18 protein-coding genes and 1 riboswitch are annotated in these 21,348 nt (G+C 64.1%); of the genes, 14 read left to right on the top strand and 4 right to left on the bottom strand.

Annotated elements, in window-relative coordinates; translation table 11 throughout:
• Positions 1-54 precede the first annotated feature (54 nt).
• On the bottom strand, positions 55-2,505 hold the full coding sequence (locus ABD884_RS15995; protein WP_345047767.1) for a S8 family serine peptidase: 2,451 nt from the start codon (positions 2,503-2,505) through the stop codon (positions 55-57).
• A 123-nt stretch (positions 2,506-2,628) separates the two neighbouring features.
• Positions 2,629-2,744, top strand: a riboswitch (SAM riboswitch).
• Positions 2,745-2,757: 13 nt separating this feature from the next.
• Between ABD884_RS15995 and metX the strand changes: the two genes are divergently transcribed.
• Positions 2,758-3,879 carry a homoserine O-acetyltransferase MetX gene (gene metX / locus ABD884_RS15990; protein WP_345047763.1) on the top strand — a complete coding sequence of 374 codons (1,122 nt, stop codon included), beginning with the start codon at positions 2,758-2,760 and terminating at the stop codon, positions 3,877-3,879.
• A gap of 1 nt (position 3,880) precedes the next feature.
• Here metX and ABD884_RS15985 read toward each other — a convergent pair whose 3' ends face one another.
• Together ABD884_RS15985 and ABD884_RS15980 are read right to left on the bottom strand one after the other, a co-directional pair.
• On the bottom strand, positions 3,881-4,276 hold the full coding sequence (locus ABD884_RS15985) for a hypothetical protein (RefSeq protein ID WP_345047759.1): 396 nt from the start codon (positions 4,274-4,276) through the stop codon (positions 3,881-3,883).
• Between the two features lie 66 nt (positions 4,277-4,342).
• Complete coding sequence (locus tag ABD884_RS15980; protein WP_345047757.1) at positions 4,343-5,185, bottom strand: SGNH/GDSL hydrolase family protein; 843 nt, start codon at positions 5,183-5,185, stop codon at positions 4,343-4,345.
• 69 nt (positions 5,186-5,254) lie between these two features.
• Here ABD884_RS15980 and ABD884_RS15975 point away from each other — a divergent pair, with 69 nt between their 5' ends.
• On the top strand, positions 5,255-5,923 hold the full coding sequence (locus tag ABD884_RS15975; protein WP_345047753.1) for an alpha/beta hydrolase: 669 nt from the start codon (positions 5,255-5,257) through the stop codon (positions 5,921-5,923).
• A 65-nt stretch (positions 5,924-5,988) separates the two neighbouring features.
• Here ABD884_RS15975 and ABD884_RS15970 read toward each other — a convergent pair whose 3' ends face one another.
• Positions 5,989-6,219: an RNA-binding S4 domain-containing protein gene (locus tag ABD884_RS15970; protein WP_345047751.1), complete on the bottom strand. Its 231-nt coding sequence runs from the start codon at positions 6,217-6,219 to the stop codon at positions 5,989-5,991.
• Positions 6,220-6,243: 24 nt separating this feature from the next.
• On the opposite strand from ABD884_RS15970, the gene ABD884_RS15965 reads away from it, so the two are divergent.
• The 12 genes from ABD884_RS15965 to dnaG all read left to right on the top strand — a co-directional run bounded on the left by ABD884_RS15965 (position 6,244) and on the right by dnaG (position 21,299).
• Positions 6,244-7,317, top strand: a complete 1,074-nt coding sequence (locus tag ABD884_RS15965; RefSeq protein ID WP_376953483.1) for a DMT family transporter — start codon at positions 6,244-6,246, stop codon at positions 7,315-7,317.
• A gap of 114 nt (positions 7,318-7,431) precedes the next feature.
• Positions 7,432-8,817 (top strand): glycine--tRNA ligase, encoded by a 1,386-nt coding sequence (locus tag ABD884_RS15960; protein ID WP_028266524.1) that lies wholly within the window; start codon positions 7,432-7,434, stop codon positions 8,815-8,817.
• Between the two features lie 2 nt (positions 8,818-8,819).
• Positions 8,820-9,794: a GNAT family N-acetyltransferase gene (locus tag ABD884_RS15955; RefSeq protein WP_345047739.1), complete on the top strand. Its 975-nt coding sequence runs from the start codon at positions 8,820-8,822 to the stop codon at positions 9,792-9,794.
• A 215-nt stretch (positions 9,795-10,009) separates the two neighbouring features.
• Positions 10,010-11,383, top strand: coding sequence for an FAD-binding oxidoreductase (locus ABD884_RS15950; RefSeq protein WP_345047736.1), 1,374 nt, complete (start codon positions 10,010-10,012; stop codon positions 11,381-11,383).
• 166 nt (positions 11,384-11,549) lie between these two features.
• Complete coding sequence (locus tag ABD884_RS15945; RefSeq protein WP_345047733.1) at positions 11,550-12,974, top strand: YibE/F family protein; 1,425 nt, start codon at positions 11,550-11,552, stop codon at positions 12,972-12,974.
• Between the two features lie 104 nt (positions 12,975-13,078).
• On the top strand, positions 13,079-14,017 hold the full coding sequence (locus ABD884_RS15940) for an ABC transporter ATP-binding protein (RefSeq protein WP_345047729.1): 939 nt from the start codon (positions 13,079-13,081) through the stop codon (positions 14,015-14,017).
• Entirely contained in the window at positions 14,014-14,790 is a 777-nt protein-coding gene (locus tag ABD884_RS15935) for an ABC transporter permease (RefSeq protein ID WP_345047727.1), read from the top strand. Before ABD884_RS15940 ends, ABD884_RS15935 begins: the two co-directional genes overlap by 4 nt.
• Positions 14,783-15,982 (top strand): sensor histidine kinase, encoded by a 1,200-nt coding sequence (locus ABD884_RS15930; RefSeq protein WP_345047721.1) that lies wholly within the window; start codon positions 14,783-14,785, stop codon positions 15,980-15,982. The genes ABD884_RS15935 and ABD884_RS15930 overlap by 8 nt, the downstream gene beginning before the upstream one ends.
• A complete protein-coding gene (locus tag ABD884_RS15925) occupies positions 15,979-16,590 on the top strand; it encodes a response regulator transcription factor (RefSeq protein ID WP_345047717.1) in 612 nt (203 codons plus the stop codon). The genes ABD884_RS15930 and ABD884_RS15925 overlap by 4 nt, the downstream gene beginning before the upstream one ends.
• Before the next feature lie 46 nt (positions 16,591-16,636).
• Positions 16,637-17,818, top strand: coding sequence for a tRNA dihydrouridine synthase DusB (dusB, locus tag ABD884_RS15920; protein ID WP_345047713.1), 1,182 nt, complete (start codon positions 16,637-16,639; stop codon positions 17,816-17,818).
• 135 nt (positions 17,819-17,953) lie between these two features.
• Positions 17,954-19,264 (top strand): deoxyguanosinetriphosphate triphosphohydrolase, encoded by a 1,311-nt coding sequence (locus tag ABD884_RS15915; RefSeq protein WP_345047709.1) that lies wholly within the window; start codon positions 17,954-17,956, stop codon positions 19,262-19,264.
• Positions 19,265-19,319: 55 nt separating this feature from the next.
• Entirely contained in the window at positions 19,320-21,299 is a 1,980-nt protein-coding gene (gene dnaG / locus ABD884_RS15910; protein WP_345047707.1) for a DNA primase, read from the top strand.
• Positions 21,300-21,348: the final 49 nt, after the last annotated feature.

The raw sequence follows: 21,348 nt of genomic DNA, 5'->3' as shown, positions 1-21,348 counted from the left end.
ATTGCCGGTTCGTTCCGTGACGGGCGCCCCTTCGGATGGGCGCCCGTCACGGGGTCAACCCGCGATGTAGTACCCGGAAGTGTCGGCGATGAGCTGCACTGTGCCGGCGGAGTTATTGGTGAAGGAAATTGTGCCATCCGGAGCAACGGGCGTAATGGCGAAGTTCGGGATGATCTGTCCCGTTGCGTAGTTCACGTTCGAGGTGCTCGGCTGCGGGGTTCCTCCCGCGTAGGCGGTGATGAAGCCGTTGGACGTGGCGTTGGCGACGGTGATGTTCATCGCGACGGCCGAAACCCCCGAGCCAGGGAGGCCACCGCGCCCCGTGACTTTGACGTTGATGGTTTGTCCCGGTCGCACGGGCCCGGTGAACCCTCCCGTGCCATTACGAGTATCCAATTGCCGGAACGGAGCCTGGACGGAAAACGCGCCGGCATCCGTAGCCGCACCGCCAAGGAAGTAACCGGAAGTGTCGGCGATGAGTTCGACGGTGCCGGAGGAGGTGTTGGTGAAGGAGATTGTTCCGGCAGCGGATAGAGGGGTGATGGCGAAGTTGGGGACGATCTGCCCTGGTGCGTAGTTGACGTTCGAGGCGTTCGGTTGCGGGCTCCCGCCTGCATAGGCAGTGATGAAGCCGTTGGACGTGGTGTTGGCGACCGTGATGTTCATCGCAACAGCCGAAACCCCCGACGCCGGGACGCCGCCGCGCCCGGTGACTTTGACGACGATGGTACTTCCGGGAGCGACGGCTTGTTTTGGTGCGCCGGTACCGTCCCGGGTATCCAGTTGCCGGAACGGAGCCTGGGCGGAGAACGTCCCGGGAGCGGACGATGCGCCAGCGGCAAGGTAGTAACCGGTGGTGTCGGCGATGAGTTGGACTGTGCCGTTGGAGCTATTCGTGAAGGAAATCGTTCCGTCGGACCCCACCGGCGTGATCGCGAAATTCGGGACGATCTGCCCGGGAGCAAAATTCAGGTTGGAGGTCGCCGGCCGATTGGTTCCACCGGCATAGGCAGTGATGAAGCCATTCGACGTCGGGCTGGCCACCGTGATGTTCATCGCCACAGCGGAAACTCCGGAAGCGGGGAGGCCGCCGCGTCCGGCAACCTTGACGCTGATGGTCTGTCCAGGGGCGACCGGCCCGTGGACACCACCGGTCCCGTCCCGCGTGTCAAGTTGCCTGCAAGGGGTCGTAGCCGCAAAACCGCCCATAGGGTCTTGCGATGGGGAGAAGAGCGAAGGGCTGACGTAAAGCAGCCGGTTAGGCATGCAGTTTCCAGTCGACTGGACCATCCCGGCTGTTGCGCCGACAGTCAACGTTGCTGAGACCTGCGCGGGACTCCACGATGGATGCATGGAGAGGAGCATCGCTGCTGCCCCTGCCACATGGGGAGAGGCCATGGATGTTCCATCCAAGGTGTTCGTCGCGGTGGGTGAGGTATACCAATCAGAAACGATACCGACGCCTGGCGCGTAGAGATCCACGCAAGGGCCGTAGTTGGAGAACGATGCTTGGTGATCTGTGCTGTCGCTGGCCGCTACGGTCAAGGCGGCGGCAACCCGTCCGGGCGAACTGTTGCATGCGTCGGCGGCGGGTAAGCCGTTTTGGCCTTGGTTGCCCGCTGCCAAGGTCACGCTGATTCCGTGATCGATGACGCCTTGGACGGCAGCGTCGAGAGTGGTGTCTATTGCCTCCGCGCTCAAGCTGAGGTTGGCAACCGCGGGAGTTCCGGCTAGGTGATTCGCGGCTATCCAATCCAAGCCGGCAATGACATCGGATGCGGTGCCTGAGCCAGTACAATCGAGCACCCGGACAGGGACGATGTTGGCTGACTTGGCGACACCGTACTTTGTTCCGGCGATGGTTCCTGAAACGTGGGTTCCGTGGCCGTTACAGTCCTCGGTGCCATGCCCGTCGTCGGGGGTGACTCCGGCAAATCCGGGCAGGACGCGGCCGCTGAAATCCGTGTTGGCGGAAGCGATCCCGGTGTCCACCACGTAGACGGTGACGCCCGCGCCGCTCGACGGCGGCGTGTAGCTTCCATCCAGAGGAAGGGTGCGCTGGTCGATCCGGTCAAGGCCCCAAGAGGGCGCCGGCTGTTGGGTATCCGTAATCCGCACCGGAGTGTCACGGTCCACGGAGACAACCCGGTTCGACGTCGCCAGCGCGGCGGCCTTGGCGGGCGTCGCGGTGACGACGGCGGCCTTGAGGGCATGCGTGAACGTTTGGTCCACCGCGACTCCCTGCGAGCGGAGCTCCGCGGTCTTGCCGGCAACGTCCGTGCCTTCGGCGTAGTGGACAACGTAGCGGCCTTCGCCCGTTCCCGTGTCGGCATGCGCCGGCAGCGGCACTCCGAAAGTGAAGCATGATGCGAGCAAGAACAGGGCTATCGGACCGAGGCCGAAAGGCTTTTTCACGAGCTTCAATCTTCCTGTGACGGACAGTGCCGGGGAGGCATCCGAAGGATGCAGGCTGCCGCCCAATTCTATCTCCTGTAACACAGGCATCACCCGACCCTTCAATTTCAAGGCTCACAGCCTTTGGCGTAAGCGAACAAAACGCGGCGAAGTGTCACAAAGATGTCATAATCTTCGTCAGGAGGGGTCCGGATTTCCTAGACTCTTCCTATAGGTCATGAGCGCCAGCGACAGCCCCGGCTTGCTGGCCGGCAACCCTCCTCTCGCGGCGGGGTGCCCCGGGTGAAGACCTGGCCCTCCGCTGTGTTGGCGGCAGGCAAGCGCGATGTGAGGTGTCAACGAATGACAATTGCTGCAACAGCCATACCCCGCTCCGGTACCCAGGACGGAACCTTGAAGTATGTTTCGATCGGCGGACTCGAACTGGAGGCCGGAGGTTTCCTGCCCGAGGTGGTCCTTGCGTACGAGACGTGGGGGCGGCTCAATGCCGATGCTTCCAACGCAGTCCTGGTGGAACATGCCCTCACGGGCAGCACGCATGTTGCCCGTGGCGAGAGCGACGAGGAAGGCTGGTGGGAGGAGCTCGTCGGTCCCGGCGCCACCATCGACACCGAGCGCTACTTCGTCGTCTCCGTCAACATCGTGGGAGGTTGCAACGGCAGCACGGGGCCGTCGTCGACCGCTCCGGACGGCAAGCCGTGGGGTTCCCGTTTCCCGCTCGTGACTCTGCGGGACAGTACCGTGGCCGAAGCCCGGCTGGCAGACGCCCTCGGGATCCACAGCTGGCACACAGTGGTGGGCGGGTCCCTGGGCGGCGCGCGTGCACTGGAATGGGCCGTCGGCTACCCGGACCGTGTCAAGCGATGCGCCGTCATTTCGATCGGTGCGTACAGCACCGCCGAACAGATCGCCTTCGCCCAGGCCCAGACACTCGCTATCCGGCAAGATGCCGCCTTCAACGGTGGCGACTACTATGGGCAGGCTGCGCCCGAGGCCGGTTTGGCCCTCGCCCGGCGCATCGCACATATCACCTACCGTTCGGCAGATGAACTGGACTTCCGCTTCGGCAGGAAGGCCCAGGACAGCGAAGCGCCGCTCCGCGCCTCCGCTTTGGGGGAGCGGGGCCGCTACCAGGTGGAAAGCTACCTGGACCATCAGGGAAGCAAGCTGGTCCAGCGTTTCGATGCCAACAGCTACATCGCCATCACTGAGGCACTCATGAGCCATGACGTCACGCGCGGCCGCGGCTCGTTGGAGGATGCGCTGTCCGTGGCGACGGCGAAATTCTTTGTTGCCTCGGTGGACTCGGACCGCCTTTACTTCCCCGAACAATCCCAGGAGCTGGCCAAGGCGTTGCCCGGAGAGGTTCCTGTCCACGTGATCGAAGCGCCGATCGGGCACGACGGTTTCCTCACCGAGATCGGCCAACTAGGCCCCCAGCTGCGCGAGGCATTCTTCAGCTGAATCAGCCGTTCATGATCTCCTGGCGGAGTTTCATGTATTCCTCCATGGGGATCTTCCCGTCACTGTACTGCTGGTCCAGTTCGGCAAGTTTCCGTGCCCGGTAGCCTTGGTAGGCGGCATTGGCTGAGGGAGTAGCCGACGACGGCGGGGCGGCCTGCGGCGCGGGTGTCGCCACCGGGGGCTGCGGCTCAGCCGGGATGGTCACCGGGGGCTGTGCCGGGTATCCGTAGGGGTAATTCTGGGGAGGACCCGGGTAGTTCGGTCCGGGGTAGTTCGGTCCAGGGTAGTTCTGCGGAGGGAAGTCCCGGATCCTGCGTTGGCGCGATCGGTTGTACATGCGGATCCCCATGGGAATCAGCCAAGAGCAGACGATGATCCAGAAGATCAAATTGTTCACGGTGGAGGCCTTCCTGTCCTCCTCCAGCTTAGTCCCCGCGCCTGTGGCAAGCCGTTGGGGCCCCGGTCAGCTCCGGGGCACAACAATATCGGCCGGACCCAAGACAGGTCCCGGCGTCGGGCGTTTTGGCAGGATTCCGTCGCCTGAGGACTGATGGCGGAGCCGGCGGATGACCCACGGGACAAAATATTCCCGTGCCCACACCAGGTCGCTGGAGCGCGCTTCGCGCCAAGTGCGCTGGGGGAGCGGCTTGGGGAGGAGCGGCTCGAGATTGTGGGACACGTTGAGCGAATCAAGGACCATTGCGGCGATGGTGTGGTGGCCGAGCGGCGAGAAATGCAGCCGGTCTTCGTTCCACATCTGTGGGTTGGCAAGTTGCCGCAAGGACCACATGTCCGCCACCACGGCATCGTGGCGGGTGGCCACTGTGCGGAGGTTCTCATTGTAGATTGCCACCTTGCCGCGGATCCGGCCAAGTACTGATGACAGGGTGTCCGGGCCGTTGAACAGGATGACAGTGGCACCCTCGGAGCCCAAGGTCTGTACGGCGGCATCGAGCTTCTCGGCCAGGGCGTCTGGATCGCCACCGGGCCGGATGAGGTCGTTGCCGCCCGCGGAGATGCTGATAAGGTCCGGCTTGAGGTCCATGCATGGGCCAAGTTGCTCGTCCAGGATTTGCTGGAGAAGCCGCCCACGGATAGCCAGGTTGGCGTAGGCGAAATCCCGCTGTCCCCGGCTCAGTTCCTCTGCTACGCGGTCGGCCCAGCCGCGATGTCCGCCGGGATTGTCCGGTTCGGGGTCGCCGATTCCTTCGGTGAACGAATCACCTAACGCCACGTACCGGGTCCACGGATGAATCCGCTCTTCCGAATTTTCCCCCACTGTGGAATCAGTGTCACTCACGTTCATTTCCTGCCTCTTGCTGCAACGCCACGCGCCCGTAGCTTGTTACTCATGGGTAACTGTAAGAATAGTCCCATGAGTCAAGCCTCCGCCTTTCCTGCCCCTGCTTTTCCGAATCCTGTCGTTTTGTGGTCCCACGAAGAGGAAGAACGGGCTGGAAAGCCGTTGCTGGTCCTCTTGCACGGTTACGGATCCAACGAGCAAGACCTCTTCAGCCTTGCAGGCCTGCTGCCCCAGGAATTCGCGGTGGCCTCGCTCCGCGCACCGATCGCCACGGGTCCGGGCTTCACGTGGTTCCCGCTCACCGCGTCCATCGACTATTCGCTCGACGCCGTCAAGGCCGCGGCCGAATATGTGTTTTCCTGGTTGGATTCCTGCAAGTCCAACCACAGCTCCGTGACACTCCTCGGATTCTCCATGGGCATGGCCATGGCCACCTCGCTGCTCCGGCAGCGGCCGGCGGACTTTGCCGCCGTCGTCGGACTTTCAGGCTTCGCAGTCGATGCGGAAGGGGACCCGTCGTTCCGCGACGCGGAACTGGACGGTTCCGTGCCACTCTTCTGGGGACGGGACCAGCAGGATCCTGTCATTACCCCGGACAAGATCGAATACACCATGGAGTGGGCTCGTCGGCACACGGACGTCACCAAGGTGCTCTACACGGGTATGTGGCATGGCATCAACCAGCAGGAAATCGGCCATGTGGGCGAATTCCTGGAACACAAGGTGCTCACGTCCGTCTAAAGCAACGCGGGGTCACTTACGGCCCATTCTGAGGCACTTAATGGGCCGTAAGTGACCCCGCGTTGCTAGGAAGTGGCTGTGATTCGCACCGTTTGTCCGTTGACGGTCACCGTATCGCCGGCATGGAGTTGACGTCCGCGCCGTTCGTCGATCTCGCCGTTGACTTTGACCAGCCCGTTCTTAATGAGTTCGGTGGCTTCGACTCCGTCCTCCACCAGGTTGGCGAGCTTCAGGAGCTGACCGAGGCGGATCATGTCGTCGCGGATCGGGATCTCTTCAATTTCCGGGTTGCTCATACAATCAATGATGCCTGAAGTAGGGTGGTGAAAGTGCCGCAATCGTCCCGCCCCCTGTCCATAACCACCTCTCGCGCTGCCTCCCTTCCATTGCTCACAGGCTTGATCCTGGCTGTGGCCACCGGACTCGTGATTCCTCTTCAGGGACGGATTAACGGCGCGCTGGGGGCCAAGCTCGACGACGGCATCGCGGCCGCCGTCGTGAGTTTCACCACCGGGCTGGTACTGATCGCCGCGATCGGCTTGGCGCTGCCGAAGGGCCGCGCCGCGTTGCGCAGGATCCTGCCTGCCCTCAAGCAACGCAGCTTTCCACGGTTCTATGTACTGGCCGGCGGCATCGGCGCCCTTTTCGTGTTCGCCCAGTCGTTTACGGTTAGCTTGCTTGGGGTGGCCTTGTTCACGGTGGCCGCGGTGACCGGGCAGACCCTCAGCGGGCTTCTGGTCGACCGGACGGGCATGGGGCCCGGAGGCAGACGCTCGATCACCGGAGTCCGGATCCTGGGCAGCGTCCTGACGATTGCCGCCGTCGTCTGGGCCGTGTCGCCTCGCCTCGGGGCGGCCGCCGACGTCGGGACTTTACTGCTCCCTCTCCTCCTGCCCGTCGTGGCGGGTTGCCTCGTGAGTTTCCAGCAGGCCATGAACGGCACCGCAACCGTGCACTACGGCAGCCCCATCGCCGCTACGGTCGTGAATTTTGTGGCCGGCACGGTCATCCTTTGGATCGCCTGGCTCATCAAATTGCTGTTGGCCGGTCCCGGCCACGGACTGCCTGCGGAATGGTGGTATTACCTCGGCGGCCCCATGGGCTGCGTCTTCATCGGACTGGCGGCCCTGCTCGTCCGCAGCCTGGGCGTGCTGGTGACCGGCCTGGGGATGATTGCGGGGCAGTTGCTCGGATCCCTCACGCTGGATCTCGTCCTTCCCTCGCCCGGAACAGTGGTTGCCTTGCCGACGGTCCTGGGCACCCTGCTGACGCTCTTCGCCATCATCGTGGCCACCTTGCCCTGGCCAAAGGGTGCGCTGACTTCCCGGAACCGCGCCCGGGCGTTGGCAGTCGGGTCCGGGAGGCAGGACCGGGGCGAAAGGCCGGTAGGCTAGGACTCGCAGCTTCCTGCGCAGCACTTCCCCCAAGACAGCGTTTCCCAAACGACTGTTTCCGTAGAGCATAACCGCGGACCGCACCCAGCGGCCCTGTAGAACATTGGAGTACCCATGGCAGCAAAATCCGTCCTCGACCAGGTCATTTCCCTCTCCAAGCGGAGGGGTTTCGTGTTCCAGGCCGGTGAAATCTATGGTGGCTCCCGTTCTGCATGGGACTACGGCCCCCTGGGTGCCGAGCTGAAGGAAAACATCAAGCGCCAGTGGTGGCAGAGCGTGGTCCGTGGCCGCGAGGACGTCGTAGGCCTGGACTCTTCGGTGATCCTGCCGCGCCAGGTTTGGGAAGCGTCCGGTCACGTCGAGGTGTTCTCGGACCCTCTGGTCGAGTGCCTTTCCTGCCACAAGCGCTACCGTGCGGACCACCTCCTGGAAGAGTACGAGGAAAAGAAGGGCCGTCCCGCCGAAAACGGACTCAAGGACATCGCCTGCGCCAACTGTGGCACCCGCGGCGAATGGACCGAACCACAGGAATTCTCCGGCCTGCTCAAGACGTTCCTCGGTCCCGTGGCCAGCGACGAAGGCCTGCACTACCTGCGTCCGGAAACCGCCCAGGGCATCTTCGTCAACTTCAGCAACGTGCTCACCACGTCCCGCAAGAAGCCGCCTTTCGGCATCGGCCAAATCGGCAAGTCGTTCCGCAACGAGATCACGCCGGGCAACTTCATCTTCCGTACCCGCGAGTTCGAGCAGATGGAAATGGAATTCTTCGTCGAGCCGGGTACGGATGAAGAGTGGCACCAGTACTGGATGAAGGAACGCATGTCCTGGTACACCGGCCTGGGCATCAAGGAAGAGAACCTGCGATTCTTCGAGCACCCGCTGGACAAGCTCAGCCACTACTCCAAGGGCACCACGGACATCGAATACCGCTTCGGTTTCCAAGGCTCGGAGTGGGGCGAGCTCGAAGGCATCGCCAACCGCACCGACTTCGATCTGACCACGCACTCGAAGGCATCGGGAACTGACCTCAGCTACTTCAACCAGGCCACCAACGAACGCTACACGCCTTACGTGATCGAGCCCGCGGCCGGACTGACCCGCTCCTTCATGGCCTTCCTGATCGACGCGTATACGGAAGACGAGGCACCCAACGCCAAGGGCGGCGTCGACGTCCGTACCGTCCTGAAGCTCGACCCGCGACTCGCACCCGTGAAGGCAGCCGTGCTGCCCCTGAGCCGCAACGAGGACCTGTCCCCAAAGGCGAAGGCCCTGGGCGCGCAGCTTCGAAAGAACTGGAACATCGACTTCGACGACGCCGGCGCCATCGGCCGCCGTTACCGTCGCCAGGACGAGATCGGTACGCCCTTCTGCATCACCGTGGATTTCGACACCCTGGATGACCAGGCGGTCACCATCCGCGAGCGCGACTCCATGAGCCAGGAACGCGTCTCACTCGACAAGGTTGAGGGCTACTTGGCCGCGCGACTGATCGGCGCCTAAGCGTGGGAATCGAGTACCGCGAATGGCGGGAGGGCGACGACCTTGCCCTCCTGGAAATGTGGGGCGGGCCGGAAACCCTGCCGGGCCAGCAGTTCCGTGCAGCCTTCGCACCGTCGAGCAACAGCGGTCAAGGCCAGCCTTGGCGCCGGTGCATCGTGGCGGAGGACGTCGTTGACGGCATCGGCATCCCTGTTGCGGCCGGGGTGGTCCACGAGGCCTCCCTGCATCCGGAACGGCTCTGGGCCTACATCGAGGTTGCCAAGGACCACCGCCGGAGCGGGATAGGGGCCACGCTCCTGACCATGCTGCGGCGCGAAGCCGAACAGTCGCCGTCGGGGGTTAGCAAGTTGCGCAGCAAGGTGGAGCCCGGCACGTCCGGTGCCGCGTTCGCCGAGTGGGCGGGGCTTGCACCGATCCAGCGTTCGCAACTCGTGGTGGTCGATCCCGAGCCACTGCGGCTCCCGGTGTTCGGGGACGGTTCCGAGCAAGCGGCTTCCGAGCAGGTGGAAGACCTCGCCACCGGATCGGTGGAGCTGAGCGACGTCGTCGGCCGGTACTACACCGCCGTCCACCACTGGGACAATCCGGGCGAGTTGGCCATCCCGACGGTGCAGCGACTGTTCCTGGACGATCTGACGGGGGCACATGGTGCCCTCGTGTTGCGCGCGCCCAAGGCCAGTGCTTTCGGCTCGGGAGTTCCGGCCACCCGCAAGGGCAAGTTGCAGGCTTTCGCCATCAGCTACGCCCAAGGCAGCTCGGATGAACCTTCGGAAGTCTTCCTGGGCCACGAGCCACGCTTGCGGGATGACGAGGCGCAGGAGGCAATCCGTGACCTGCTGGCCCTCATTGCCTACCAGCACCCCGTGCTCCTCGAAGTGGACGATTCGATGACGGCCCTGCGCGCCGTCGTCGATCCTTTGCTGGAGCGGGGCAAAGCGAAGCTCCGCGGTGCGGACACCCTGGTGGTCAGCGAGTAGAACCGGGCACTACGCTGTCTGCTGACCCAACTAACTCGCATTTGTGGTCGTTATGAGCCCTCATAACGACCACAAATGCGAGTTAGTTGGGTGAACCCTTGACGATGCCGTGGCGTGGGTGTAGGCATGACGACGTAAGCCCCGGCCGTTGGTCTGGTGGGGTAGCGGCGGGTGGAACTAATCCGGTCTCATGAAGAGAATCGGCGGTAACACCTATGAATGCAAACGCGCTCGATGGACTGCGCGAACAGCTCCGCGGGCAACTCGTCACCCCGCGTGATCCTGAGTACGATTCAGCCCGTGCCGTCTTTAACGGGATGATCGACAAACGCCCGGCAGGCATCGTCCGGGTGGCACAAGTTTCGGATGTCATCGCGAGCGTGAACTTCGCCCGGGACAACTCCCTTCCTGTGGCCATCCGGGGCGGTGGCCACAGCGCTCCCGGCTTCGGGACCTGGGACGACGCTCTGGTCATCGACTTCGTCAACCGCACCGGAGTCCGTGTCGACCCCGAAGCGGGCACGGCCCGTGCCGAGGCCGGAACAACCTGGGCAGACTTCAACCACGCGACCCACGCTTTCGGACTCGCAACGACGGGCGGGATTGTGGGATCGACCGGTATCGCCGGACTGACCCTCGGTGGCGGCATCGGCTATCTTGCCCGCAAACACGGCCTGAGCTGCGACAACTTGATCTCCGCAGACGTGGTGACGGCAGAGGGCAAGTTCCTGACCACCAGCGAGAACCAGAACGAGGACCTCTTCTGGGCATTGCGGGGAGGCGGGGGCAACTTCGGCGTCGTGACGTCCCTGGAATACAAGCTGCATCCGATGGACATGGTCCACGTCGGCATTGTCATCTACGGAGCGGAGAACACTGAGACGGTCGCCAAGTTCTACCGGGATTACATGGACTCTGCTCCCGAAGAGTTCGGGGCGTTCCTCGGGTTCCACCAAGGCCCACCGGTGCCGTTCCTTCCCGAAGAATGGCACGGCAAGCCCGTGTGTGTCGTGGTCGGGATGTGGACGGGAGACTCGGCCGAGGGCGAATCCCGGTGGCAGCCGTTCCTCGACGTCGCACCTGTGGCCGGATCCCTGATCACACCGATGCCCTATCCGGCACTCAACGTGGCGTTTGACGGGCTCAATCCGAAAGGCATGCAAGCGTATTGGAAGGCCAATTTCATCAGTGAGCTGAACGATGGTGTCATCAGTGCGCACTCGGAATTCGGTGCCACGATTACCAGCGTCAACACTGCGGTTCACGTTTACCCAATTGACGGTGCTGTGGCCCGGGTTGGAGTCCAAGACACAGCGTTCGTCAACCGCGGCATGAAGTTCGCCCCCGTGATCGCGGCACAGTGGCAGGACCCTGCAGACAACGAAGCCAATATTGCCTGGGCCCGCAACTATGCAGAGGCGCTCCGGCCGTATTCGGCCGCAAGCGGCTACATCAACTTCATGGATGCGGAGGACCAGAACCGTGTGACTGAGAACTACGGGGTCAATTACGAGCGACTTCAGGCCATCAAGGGCAAGTACGATCCGGGAAACCTCTTTCATGTGAACCAGAACATCAAACCCGCCTGAACCACAGCCTGAGCGCGACCCAACTAACTCGCAGTACATGTCGTTGTGAGCCCTCATAACGACAACAAATGCGAGCTAGTTGGGTGGGTTTCCGGGCGCTGCGGGTTCCGGGTCGCAGATGCCCGTCCGGCCCACGTAGGGTAGTCGGCATGAGGTTTTGCAGCTGATGGGTCACGGTCATTCACACGGTCACACGGAGCCTTTGGAGCCAAGCCCGCAGGCGCTCGCGGCACGCAAACGGGCCAACTGGCTCCTTGTGGCCGTGTTGGCCCCCATTGCAGTGCTCACGATCGTTGCCATGTTCCTCATGTGGCCGTCGGGAAGCAAGGAAGGCATAACGTTCGCGAGCCCCTACCAAGCCGCTGCGGGTGTGACGTTTGATACCGGCAAGATCCAAGCCGTCACCGTGGAGAGTTGTACGCAAGGGACCCAAGCTCCGGCTACTGCCCAAGGCAACGGTGTGCAACAGCAAGGATCCCAGTGCACCTACGCGTCCACGCAACCGGACACCGGCGGAAGCCCCGTGAAGGTGGTCATCAACCCGGATGTCGCCAAGTCCCACGGCGTTAAAGTCGGGGACAGCATCCGCTACCTGAACCTCTCCCGCGTGCAGGGCGCAGCGGCAGGCAACGGCTCGCCGTCGTATGTTTTCCTGGACTTCGTGCGGAACGTTCCCATGGCCCTGCTGGCGATCCTTTACGCGGTGGTGGTCATTGCAGTCGCCCGCTGGCGTGGCTTCAGGGCGCTGCTTGGCTTGGCCGGAGCCTACGTGGTGCTTGTCAGTTTCATGCTTCCGGGGCTGGTGGAAGGAAAGCCGCCGTTGCTCGTGGCTTTGGTCGGGTCCACGGCCATCATGATAGGGGTGCTCTACTTCGCCCACGGATTCTCGGCCAGGACATCCACCGCATTGCTGGGCACGATCTTCGGGCTCGGGATTACGGCGCTGTTGGCGGCCTGGGCCACGGACGCGGCCAATCTGACCGGGATCGGGAGCAGCGAAGGCGCCACTCTGGTGAACATGTCGGACAAGATCTCCCTCTCCGGGATCATCCTCTGTGGGCTCATCATCTCCGGGCTCGGCGTCCTGAACGATGTCACCATCACCCAGTCCGCGGCCGTGTGGGAGCTCTATGAACTGGCACCCGAGACCGGCGCACGCAATCTGTTCACTTCGGCCATGAGGATCGGCCGTGACCACATAGCTTCCACGGTCTACACGATCGCTTTCGCCTACGCCGGGGCGGCGCTGCCCATCCTCATCATCGTCATGCTCTACGATCGCCCGCTGGTTGATGCCCTGACTAGCGCGGAGCTGTCCGAGGAAGTCATCCGTACTTTGGTGGGCTCCATCGGCTTGGTATTGGCCATTCCGGTGACCACCTTGATCGCGGTGTTGGTGGTCAAGGCGACCGGTTCCAAGGGACGTGCGGCTGCCGGCACCGCGGCTTCGGAAAGAGCCCACGACGACGGCAACCTCCGTGAGCTTGAAACCGCAGAGTCTGCGGATGCCTTCGAATCGTTCGACACCGGCGAGCTTGCCGCCGTCGTGATGACCAGGCGGGCACGGAGGGAAGCCGAACGCCGGCAGTAGTGTCTACATGACATTTGTCATCCCGCATTGGTGACACACGCCCGGGCGCCCGAGGCCGATGACGGCTTGGATGGTAGGAGAGTAAACCAAAGCCAAGGAGCGTCATGACAATAACGAGTGTGCCGGCCGTCCATGCCGCCGGACTGCACAAGAGCTTCGGGAAGGTCCATGCCGTCCGCGGCCTGGACCTGACCGTGCAGCCGGGGGAGGTGGTGGCGTTCCTCGGACCCAACGGCGCAGGCAAGACCACCACCATCGACATGATCCTCGGACTGAGCGCGCCGGACCAAGGCAGCGTTTCCATTTTCGGCCACAGCCCCCGGGGTGCCATCGCCCGCGGCCAGGTGGCAGCAGTGATGCAGACCGGCGGCTTGCTGCGGGACATCAGCGTCCGCGAGACTGTGCAGCTCAACGCGGCGATGTTCGATTCCTCCCGACCCGTGGACGAGGTCCTGGCGCGGGCCGGCATCCTGGAGATCGCAGACCGGAAGGTGGAGAAGTGCTCGGGCGGCCAGCAGCAGCGCCTCCGCTTCGCGATGGCGCTTGTCTCCGATCCCGGTTTGCTCATCCTGGACGAGCCCACCACGGGAATGGACGTTGCCGGGCGACGCGACTTCTGGACTGCCATCAGGGCCGACGCCCAGCGCGGACGCACCGTCATCTTCGCCACCCATTACCTCGAAGAAGCCGATGCCTACGCCGACAGGATTGTCCTGGTCCGGCAAGGCAGCATCGTTGCGGACGGCACTGCGGCCCAGATCAAGAACCTTGCCTCAGGCCGCACCGTCAAAGCGTCGCTTCCGGCAACGGAGCGTGGATTGCTGGCCGGGATGCCGCCTGCGGAGAGCGTCGAGTACGACGGCGGACGCCTCACCGTCCGTACGGGCGACTCGGACGCCGTCGTCCGGTACTTGCTCAACAGCACGGGAGCCTACGACGTCGAGGTGGCGGCCAACAACCTTGAGGAGGCCTTCGTGGCGCTCACCGGCGACGATGCCATTCCGGAACCCGTGAGCATCGACTTTGAAGGAGACCTCGTATGAGCACGGCAACAGTCATCCAGGACCGGAAACCGTCCGCAGGCGGGGTCAACCGCACGTTCCTCTGGATCGAGATCAAGCGCATGCTCCGGAACCGCCGGACCATCATCTTCACGGTATTCATGCCCGCCGTTTTCTTCTTTATTTTCGGCTTGTCCAACAAGGACAAGCTCCTGCCCAACGGGCACAGCTACGGCCAGTACATCCTCATCAGCCTCACGGTTTATGCAGCGATGACTGCTGCGACGGGCGCTGGAAGTCAAGTTGCCGTGGAACGGGCCCAAGGCTGGAGCCGTCAGCTTCGGCTCACGCCCCTCCTGCCCGGTGCGTATATCGCGGTGAAGGCTATGGCCGCGTTGACGCTGTCCCTCGTGGCGGTCGTGGCCCAGTTCGTCATCGGTGCCCTGGCGGGTGTCACCATGGATGCACAGACTTGGCTGACAGCGGGCTTGGTGGCGTGGCTGGGCTCCCTTGTCTTCGCAGCCCTCGGACTGTTCGTGGGGTACCTCATGCCGAGCCAGAACGTCATGCAGATCCTTGGCCCGGCGCTGGCCATCCTTGCGATGCTCGGTGGACTGTTCATGCCGATCGAGGTCATGGGCGAGACTTTCGGGAACATTGCCAAGTTCACGCCGGCGTACGGGATCGGACAGCTGGCCCGGAGTCCCATCACCGGCACCTTCGACTGGGCGTGGATCGTCAACGTGGTCCTCTGGCTCGTGATCTTCGTGGCCGGGGCCGCGATGGCCTTCCGGCGCGACACCAAACGTGTCTGAACAAGCTACTAAGGTGGGCACCATGACCAGCAACCCGGACGGCACTTCCTTCAGGGACGTAGTCTCCGGAAGGGTGTTGACCGGCACCATGTTCCGGCGCAGTGTGTTTGCGGGTCCCGGGCCGCGAGGCTGGTTCATCGGTGCGGGACTTTCCATCTTGCTCTGGGCCTGGCCGACGTGGAACATCGTGTGGTCCGTGGATGAGCCGCTGGCTTGGAAAGCGGCGGCGTCGGCGTCCCTGATCGTGTTCTTCGCCGCCTACGTCTTCCTGCCCCAGATCAGTTGGCGCCTTGGCGTCCGGGCGGGCATCGTGTCGGTCTGCATCCTCTTGGCGCTGAACGGGCTGGTCATTTTCCTCATCGGCAGGGAAGCCTTGTGGACCTGGACGTTCCTCGCTTGCGCCATCGCCATGACATCCCTTCCGCTGCGCACGGATTTCTTCCTCATCGTCGCTTTGTCCCTCGTCTCCTTCTCCACCCAGTTGATGACGGGCAACGGGGAGCAGGCCTTGCTCCAGGCCGGGATCATCCTGTCCCTGGGCCTCATGATGTCCGCCTTCGCGCGGCTGATCCGGCAGACCGCACGGCTCCGGGAAGCGCAGACAGAGCTGGCCGATGCCGCCGTCGCCGCGGAACGCAGCCGGGTTGCCCGGGACATGCACGACATCCTGGGGCACTCCCTGACGGTGATCGCCGTCAAAGCCGAGCTGGCCGGGAGGATGCTGGACACCGTCCCCGGAGACCCGGCCAGGGACAAAGCCGCGGCCGAGATTGCCGCGGTGCAGGACCTGGCCCGCGGTGCACTCGCCGACGTCCGGGCCACGGTGGCTGGCTACCGCGGCGTCAACGTCCTGGCGGAGCTGGCCGTCGCCCGGACGGCATTGGAATCGGCCGGGATCGACGCCGAATTGCCAGGAACCGTGGAACAAGTTCCCGCGAGGCACAGGGAGCTCTTCGGCTGGGTACTTCGCGAAGGCATCACCAACGTGGTCCGGCATTCAGGTGCTGCGCGCTGCCGCGTCCGGTTGACGGCGTCGAGCGTTCTGGTGGAGGACGATGGCGTCGGCCCCGAATCCGAGGACCGCTCCGGGAACGGACTGGCTGGGATCCGCGAACGCGTGCGTGCCGCCGGGGGATCGGTGAGTATCGGCTCGAGCGACCTGGGAGGGTTCAGATTGGCGGTCAAAGTATGAGCATTCGATTGGTGATCGCAGACGACCAGGCGCTCGTGCGCGGAGCATTGGTGGCTTTGTTGGGGCTGGAGCCGGATATCGAGGTGGTCGCGGAGTTGGGTGACGGGACGGGGGTGGCGGCCGCCGTCGTCGAGCACTCCGCCGATGTTGCAATGCTCGACGTCGAGATGCCCGGCTTGGACGGGATCAGTGCGGCAGCGGCCGTGCGGCGGGCGGCGCCATCATGCCGGGTTCTCATGGTCACCACCTTCGGGCGGCCAGGCTATCTCAAGCGCGCCATGCAGGCAGGGGCCTCCGGATTCGTCGTCAAGGACACCCCGGCGCGGCAACTGGCTGAAGCCGTGCGTCGGGTCCACCAGGGTCTCCGGGTGGTGGACCCGGCCCTCGCCGCGGAATCATTGACCGCGGGGGACAGCCCGCTGACCGAACGCGAGGGAGAGGTGCTCAAGGCAGCGTCCGACGGCGGAACGGTCGCCGATATCGCGAAGTCGGCGATGCTTTCCGAAGGGACCGTCCGGAACTATCTCTCCGCCGCAATGGCCAAGACCGGCGGCCGGACCCGTGCGGAGGCCGTGCGGATCGCCGAAGACAACGGCTGGTTGCTCTAACGTCGGCTGGTCCGGTCGATTTGCCACGCTTTGAGACAATGGACGGGTGACTGTAGTAGCAACACCCCCTTCGCCCAAGCTCGAACTGCCACCGCTGCAGCTCGGCCGGATCACGGTAGACACCCCCGTGATCCTTGCCCCGATGGCCGGCATCACCAACTCGGCCTTCCGTCGGCTGTGCCGCGAATACGGTGGCGGTCTGTACGTCGCGGAGATGGTAACCTCCCGTGCCCTGGTGGAGCGCACCCCGGAATCGCTGCGCATCATTTCCCACGACGAGGATGAGAAGGTCCGCTCCGTGCAGTTGTATGGGGTTGATCCTTTGACGGTGGGCCAGGCCGTGCGGATGCTGGTCGAGGAAGACCGTGCGGACCACATCGACCTCAACTTCGGCTGCCCCGTGCCCAAGGTCACCCGGCGCGGCGGGGGTTCAGCCCTGCCGTGGAAGATCGACCTCTTCACGTCCATCGTCCAGACCGCGGTCAAGGAAGCCTCCAAAGGCGATATCCCGCTGACCATCAAGATGCGCAAGGGCATTGACGAGGACCACCTCACGTACCTCGACGCCGGCCGCATCGCCCGCGATTCCGGTGTTGCCGCCGTCGCGCTTCACGGCCGCACGGCCGCGCAGTTCTACTCCGGCCAGGCCGACTGGTCCGCGATTGCCCGCTTGCGGGAGGCCCTCCCGGACATTCCCGTCCTGGGCAACGGCGACATCTGGTCCGCCGAAGACGCAGTACGCATGGTGCGCGAAACCGGGATCGACGGCGTCGTGGTGGGCCGCGGCTGCCAAGGCCGCCCGTGGCTCTTCGGTGACCTTCAGGCAGCGTTTGAAGGAAGCGAGCAGCGCCACCGTCCGGGTCTGCGCGAAGTAGCCGAGGGCGTCTATCGCCACGCCGAACTCATGATCGAGACCTTCGGCAATGACGAGTACAAGGCCCTGAGGGAGATCCGCAAACACATGGCGTGGTACTTCAAGGGCTACGTCGTGGGCGGAGAATTGCGTGCCAAACTGGCCACCGTGCCCACCCTCGAGGTTCTGCGCGAGCTGCTCGACCAGTTGGACATGGATCTGCCGTACCCGGGCATCGACTCGGAGGGCCCGCGCGGCCGTGCCGGTTCACCCAAGAAGCCGGCCCTGCCCAAAGACTGGCTGCTCAGCCGGCAAATGGACGCTGACCAGACCCGCGACATCGCCGCGGCAGAGTTAGACGTTTCAGGCGGCTAGAGCGCGTCTAGAACGCGGCTAGAGCGAGGCCCGGGTCGCCGCGTGCACGCTCACGGCCCGAGTCGTGGAAAACTGGCTGCATAGACACGGGCTGAAGAGACGCCGGTGCACGGCAAGCGGAGGAGGCAGATACCCATGGGAACTGAAGCGATGTCTGCAGCAGGCCCGGCCGAAAGCGCAACCGGGATTGCCGGCTATGTCGAATCCGACTCAGCGCGTTGGGTCCAGGAGCCCCGGAAGAACACCTACCGCTCCGACTTCGAGAGGGACCGGGCGAGGGTGCTGCATTCCTCGGCCCTGCGGAGGCTCGGGGCGAAGACCCAAGTGGTGGCCCCGGACACCGACGACTTCGTCCGCACCCGCCTGACGCACAGCCTTGAGGTTGCCCAGGTGGGTCGCGAATTGGGACGTGCGCTCGGTTGCGATCCGGATGTTGTGGACACTGCGTGTCTCAGCCACGATCTTGGCCACCCGCCCTTCGGCCACAACGGTGAATCCGCCCTCAACGAGGTAGCCCACGGAATCGGTGGATTCGAGGGCAATGCTCAGACCCTGCGCCTGCTGACCCGTCTGGAGCCCAAGGTTCTCACCGCCGACGGGCGGCCCGCGGGCCTGAACCTGACCCGGGCCAGCCTTGACGCCGCGTCCAAATACCCGTGGTCAGCCGTCGACGCTCCCGTCATCCACGGACAGCGGAGCAGCAAGTTCGGCGCGTATGAGGACGACCTGCCCGTGTTTACTTGGCTTCGTGACGGCGCACCGGGCAACCGCTCCTGCATCGAGGCGCAGGTGATGGACCTCGCTGACGATATCTCCTACTCGGTCCACGACGTGGAGGACGCCATCGTGGCCGGCCATTTCCAGTTGAAGTGGCTGGACAATCCCGATCACCGCGCCCGAGTGGTGGGGTACACGAAACAGTGGTACCTGCCCCACAATGATCCCGCCGAAATCGACGCCGCCTTGGCCCGCCTTGAAGCCACGAGCGTCTGGGTCCGTGAGGCTGATGGCAGCCGCAAATCGATGGCTGCGCTGAAGGACATGACCAGTCAGCTGATCGGCCGTTTTTGCCAGAGCGCCTTGGAGACCACGCGTGCCCGCTTCGGCCCGGACCACCTCACCCGCTACGGCGCGGAACTCATGGTCCCGGAGGAAACCGTCACGGAGATTGCCGCCATGAAGGGCCTCGCCACGACCTTCGTAATCTCCACCGATCATCGGCAACCCGTCTACGAACGCCAGCGCGAAGTCCTGCACGCCCTGGTCGGCGTGCTCAACGCGAGCGGGGACCGGCATCTGGAACCGATGTTCGCTGCGGACTGGCGGGACGCCCCCGACGACGGCGCACGGCTTCGCGTCGTCATCGACCAGGTGGCGTCCCTGACGGACGTTTCGGCGCTGGCGATGTACGAACGCCTGGTGGGTAGTTTGCCGTCGCTCTGGTAGGAGCCGGGTTGCCCTCGGCCCGGGGTCCATCGCACGGAGCGACTAGGATGGTGACGTGGCTGGCCTGATCAAACGTGAAGATATCGACGAAGTACGCCAGCGCACCGATATCAAGGAAGTGGTGGACGGCTACGTCACCCTCAAGGGCGCCGGACTGGGCACCTTCAAAGGCCTCTGCCCCTTCCACGACGAGCGCTCGCCGTCGTTCACTGTCCGCCCGCAAGTAGGCCGGTACCATTGCTTCGGCTGTGGCGAGGACGGCGATGCCATCTCCTTCGTCCAGAAGATGGACCACAGTTCCTTCCACGAGGCGGTGGAAAAGCTCGCGGCCAGGATCGGCTATGAGCTTCGCTACGAAGATGGCGGCACCGGGCCCAACCGCGAAGAGGTCGGCAAGCGCCAGCGGCTTCTGGATGCGCACAAGATCGCCGACGAATTCTTTCGTTCCCAGCTACTCACGGCTGGGGCAGCCGAGGGCCGCAACTTCCTTCACGGCCGCGGCTTCGATCGGGGGGCAGCCGAACAGTTTGGCGTCGGTTATGCCCCGCAAGGTTGGGACTCGCTCCTGAAACACCTGCACGGACGGGGGTTCACTGATGCCGAATTGAAACTGACCGGGATGTTTTCCGCCGGGGGACCCGGTAACCAACAGAGAATCTACGACCGCTTCCGCGGCCGGCTTATCTGGCCCATCCGGGACATTGCCGGGGACACCATCGGCTTCGGTGCCCGCAAGCTCTATGAGGACGATAACGGCCCGAAATACCTGAACACTCCGGAGACCGTGCTCTACAAGAAGTCCCAGGTCCTCTACGGAATCGACCTCGCCAAGCGGAACATCGCCAAGGAACGCCAACTGGTGGTGGTGGAAGGCTACACGGACGTCATGGCCTGCCACCTTGCCGGAGTCGGTACCGCTGTGGCCACTTGCGGCACCGCTTTCGGCACCGACCACATCAAGATCGCCCGACGCTTGCTGTCCGACGACGGCACCGGGGGAGAAGTCATCTTCACCTTCGACGGCGACGCCGCTGGGCAGAAGGCTGCGCTGCGCGCCTTTGAGGAGGACCAGCGCTTCGTCGCGCAGACTTATGTAGCGGTGGAGCCCAGCGGAGCCGACCCCTGTGATCTGCGCCAACTCAAGGGGGACGCCGCTGTCCGCGACTTGATCGGGACCCGGCGCCCACTCTTCGAATTCGCCATCCGGGCCTCCCTCAAACGCCACAACCTGGACACCGTGGAAGGTCGGGTGGCCGCGCTACGGGAATCGGCCCCCGTAGTTGCCCAGATCCGCGATTCGGGCATCCGCCCGGCCTACGTCCGTGAGCTGGCCGGTTGGCTCGGCATGCCCATCGAAGAGGTCAGCCGGGCAGTCGGTTTGGCCGCCAAACGGGCTGCCTCCGGCGCGCCAGCGGCGGGTACTTCAGGAACTGGAGGAGCCACGGGGACCGGGCAAGGCCCGTCGCCGGCGCAGGCTGGCCAGCCGGCGGCAGCCCCGACGTCGGGCGCTTCCATCGCTTTCATGCGGCCGGATCCGCGGGATCCCGTGGCCGCCATGGAACGGCAGGCCCTCGAGGTGGTCATCCAGAACCCCGCCGTGCTGGGCGGCGAAGCTGCGCTGAGCGGTGGAGCTGTGCCTGGTAGCGAAACCTGGGAACGGTTTGAGGCCTGCCATTTTGTCACGCCGGCTTACTCCGCAGTGCACACGGCTGTCCGGGCTGCCGGACTGGCCCATGTGGGCGACCCCGTTGCCTGGGTCGAGGGGATCCGGCAGGAGGTTCCGGAACCGCTGCAGGCACTGGTATCCGAGCTAGCCGTGGTACCTCTGCCCGCGAGCACGTCCGAAGCACTGCAGCGGTACTGCCGTGACATCCTGGCCCGGCTGTTCGAACTGCAGATCACCAGGGTCAAAGCGGACAAGATGGGACAGTTGCAGCGACTGGATGCTTCAGCCCAGCCGGAGGATTTCCAACGACTCAACCGGGAACTCATGGAGTTGGAAATGCAGCGCCGCGCCCTTCGTATGGATAGCTAAGGGCCTCTTGCGGTGCCGATTTCGTTTCCCGCCGGGGCTTTGTTAGGCT

This window comes from Arthrobacter methylotrophus (genome assembly GCF_039539965.1).
GTDB classification, from domain to species: Bacteria; Actinomycetota; Actinomycetes; order Actinomycetales; family Micrococcaceae; genus Arthrobacter; species Arthrobacter methylotrophus.
Note: the sequence above shows the minus strand (reverse complement) of the source record. Positions and strands in the feature narration are given on the sequence as shown.